A 3,854-nucleotide genomic window follows, 5' to 3' on the forward strand; every position below is an offset into this window, starting at 1 on the left:
GACATGGTGGCCGGTCCGTCGGTCACATTGACGGGCAGCTCGGCGGTTCAAGGCAAAACCTTCAGCGCAACGGCGGACAGTGTCGTTGCAGCCGGCGTTCTGGATATCGAAGAGGCGCTTGCCGTCACTGCGGACGATCTGACGGTGTCGGGCACGGTCGAGGGCGGGGTGGTTGATGCGGACGTCACAGGCACGGCCCTGATCAGTGGCGGCGTGGCCGGGCGGACCCGATTGGACGTCAATGCGGCTGCGCTGACGGTCGGCCCGACTGCGCTGATCTATGGTGGTGAGGTGGCGCTGACAGGTACTGACCTTGATCTGTCCGGCAAGGTGACATCGAACGCGGGCCTGACGTTGGCTGCAACAACCAGCCTGTCCAATGCCGCTGCGGTGCGCGCCGCGCAGATCGTTGTCAGTTCCGGTGGTGCATTTGCCAATTCTGGCATCCTGTCGGCGATGGATACTGCCACGCTGACCACGGGCGGTACGCTGACAAATACGGGGCTCGTCTCGGCCCAAGACATCAGCCTGCGCGCAGGCGGATACACCGACAGCGCAAGCGCTGGTGTGCATGCGGGTGGCCAATTGCTTGTCGAGACGGGTGGCGCGTTGTCGACTCAAGGGACCTTCAAAAGCGTGGGTCTGGCCCAGTTCACCTTGGGCGGTGCAAGCACATTGAACGGTGCCGTTCAGGCTGAAAATGTCGACATTCTGGCGACCAACGCGCTCGCCTTGGGTGGTGGGCTTGATCTGAGCGCGCGGGATGAGTTGATCATTGACGCGCAATCCATCACCGGCGGGCTGAATGCGGCACAATTCACCCGGATCGAGGCCGGGAATCAGCTTGCGATTGTTCTGGCATCCGGGGGCCTGAGCATTGCCAGCAACGAGCGGGTCGAAGTGGGCACGGACCTTTACCTCGATCTGGCGGGCTCCATCACCAACTATGGCCATCTGCAAAGCCGTGGCGCGCTGACGCTGATCACCGATGGCGACATCATCAACAGCCAGTCCGTCCTGAAATCCGGCGGTCTGATGGGGCTGTTCGCCGAGAATGGCACTGTGCGCAATATCTCGGCCCTGATCGAGGCGGATACAGGTCTGGTGATCTCGGCCCAAGCCCTTGAGAACAGATATGTCAGTGTCGGCACGCGCGCCGTTCCGACCACCGTGACCGTGAACGGGGTTGCACGGTCCTGGTCCGGCTCATTGCCGCCGGACGGGTGTTCCCGGTCCATAAGCTCTGACTTCATATCTCCGAGCGATCTGGCGAATGCGACCTGCGGCTCCTTCCCGGTCGGGTTTGGGGGCGGGCGTCTGAGGTGGGCTTCAGGCACAGAAGTGATCTCGCAAGGTGCGCGCCCTGAAATCGCGTCGGGCGGTGGTTTGAACCTGACGCTGGCGGGGCAGGTGTCAAATGACGCCGGGCTGATCGCGGCATCGGGTGCCGTCGACGTCACAGCCGCCACAGTGAACCAAACAGGCTATGTGGGCACCTCCAACGCATTCGAAGTCCGGATCACCCGCACAACCGCTCCGATCACGAGCCAGAATAACGGGGACCGGCAGGTCTCGAGCGTTACATACAGCGTGGGCGCGGTTGATGTGGTCACGCCGTCCGGCCCGTCGCGCCTCATCGGTGACATCCTCGGCGGTGGTGCAGTCGACATCAACGCAGGCGGCGTCGTCAATAACGGCCGGATCGAGGCGGGATCAACCGCCATACCGGGCTTGCAAGTGACGGACGTGGTTGCAGCCCCGGTCTTTGCAGCCATTGCGGCACCCACAGACACCGCCTTGCCCAATGGCACCTTTGCCGGACCAGCATCCGTGTCCGCCAACCTCGCCGAATTGCTTGCGCCCGAGGACAGCGCCAGCACCATCGCCGACATGCTGAAGGAAGGCACGACGCAAGGGGACGACAGCGCCTCATTGGCGGCATTCCTGACGTCGAACGCCCTGATGGACGTGGATCGCCTGCAATACCGCGATGAGTTGGTCCAGAATGGCAACAGCGGCGACGAGGTCAGCGCCAACAACGCGCCCCGCGCGCCCCCTGTTGGTGTCCTGTCCGACGAAGACCGCGCCAGCTTGTCGGCGTCGCTCGAGACGGACTTTACCACGCCGACCAACTATGTGGCCCCAAGCGATCTGGTCCTGAACGGCGAGGGTGCCTTGTCCATCCCCCTCGCGCCCCGCACGCCACGGACCTTGCGAACGGTGGCCCTGCCGGTCACCACCGCGGGCGCTGACGCCGACCTCACGATCACAACTGGCAATATCATCGGTGACAACGGCGTATTTGCGGCTGCCGACGATCTGATCCTGCAAGCCACATCGGGTGCCATTGCGCTGCGGGGCGGTGCGATATCGGGTGACGATCTGGCCTTGAATGCAGCCGAGAACGTCATCCTGCACGGCACGGACGTCACCTCGCGGGGGGCGACCCGAATTGTTGCCGTCCGAGACATCTCCATCGCAGCGGCCGAGACCGATCGCACCTATGACTGGGCCAACCAAACCAGCCGGGTCGTCAGTCTGGACCTGCCGGAGCTCGTGATCGGCGGTGAGCTGTCGCTGACCTCTCTTGGCGATACGACCTTGTCAGCCGCGCGTGTCGACGTCGCCGGGTCCGCAACCGTCAACGCCGCTGGCAACGTCATTTTTGGAGCCCAAAGCGCCGTGCTTGACCAAGCACGAACAGGACGCAACTGGTCGGAAACCCTGTTTACCAGCACTGCCAACGTCACGACCCTGCAAGCGGGCGGCGATGTCGCAATCACCAGCGGAGTTGACGCGGAATTTGTCGGCACAGTGATCGACAGCGCGGGCAATGTGAGCGTGCAAGCGGCCCGCGATATCGTCCTGACCGCAGCCCAGGACATCGAAACCTACACCTACGACTATCAATTCAGCGGACTGCTGTCGGAAAAGCGGATCGCGATTGACCGGCTGAGCGTGACCAACGCTGGCACGCAGATCACAGCCGATGGCGACATCAGCGTCGTGGCAGGCACCACCAGCGCGGGCGATCTGATCACGGCAGGCTCCAGCTTTGACAGCCGCGCCGGGAACATCACGCTGGCCTCGGAGCTGGGGCAGGTCCGGCTCGGCACGATCACGGATGTGCAGCAGGATCGTGAACAGCGCAGCCGGTCCCGGTTCGGGGGGCTGCTCAGCTCGGACAGATCATCCTTCGTGCGTCAGGAGATCGCGACCGGCACCGATGTGCTGGCCGGAGTGGACCTGAGCGTCGCCTCGGCGGACAACATGGCACTGATCGGCGCGCGCCTTGGGGCGGAGGGCACGCTGACCATCTCCAGCGGGGCCGATCTGGTGATCGAGGGCGCTGTCAGCACGCTCGAGACCCGGTTTTCCGAAAACAACACCGGGCTTGTGACCATCACCACCGAACTGGAGCGCTCGTTCGACGAGACAGTCACGCAGACGTCCTTTGGCGGGGACACAATCGCCTTTGACGTGGCCGGGACGACAACGCTGGTGGTCTATTCGGACGCCACCGACCGGATCGACAGCCCTGCCGAGCGGGGGGTGACAACGGCGCAAGGCTATACGCTGCCGCAGATCTTTGGCGCGGACGATATCAGTGCCCTCTACCCCGAAGAGCTGCTGGCGCTCGACGGTCTGAGCCTCGTCGATCAAGACCTGCAGCACAGGTATTTCTACGAAGAGACAGTCGCCATCAGCCCCGCCTTCAAGGCGCTTGCGAGCATCGCGGTGGGCAATTGGGTCGGGGCGGTCGGCACTGTTGGAATCGCACAAAGCCTACTGAACGTCCCCGCAGGCTGGCTGGCGACGGGGGTGGACGCCTTTGTCAGCCACGCCATCGTCGG

1 protein-coding gene is annotated in these 3,854 nt (G+C 63.7%); it reads left to right on the top strand.

Annotated features, from left to right (window positions below; genetic code table 11):
• Positions 1-3,854, top strand: a 3,854-nt coding sequence (locus Q0908_RS20195; protein ID WP_299289086.1) for a hypothetical protein, incomplete at both ends; no start/stop codon positions are given.

The sequence above is a fragment of the uncultured Tateyamaria sp. genome, assembly GCF_947494755.1.
Classification (GTDB): Bacteria; Pseudomonadota; Alphaproteobacteria; order Rhodobacterales; family Rhodobacteraceae; genus Tateyamaria.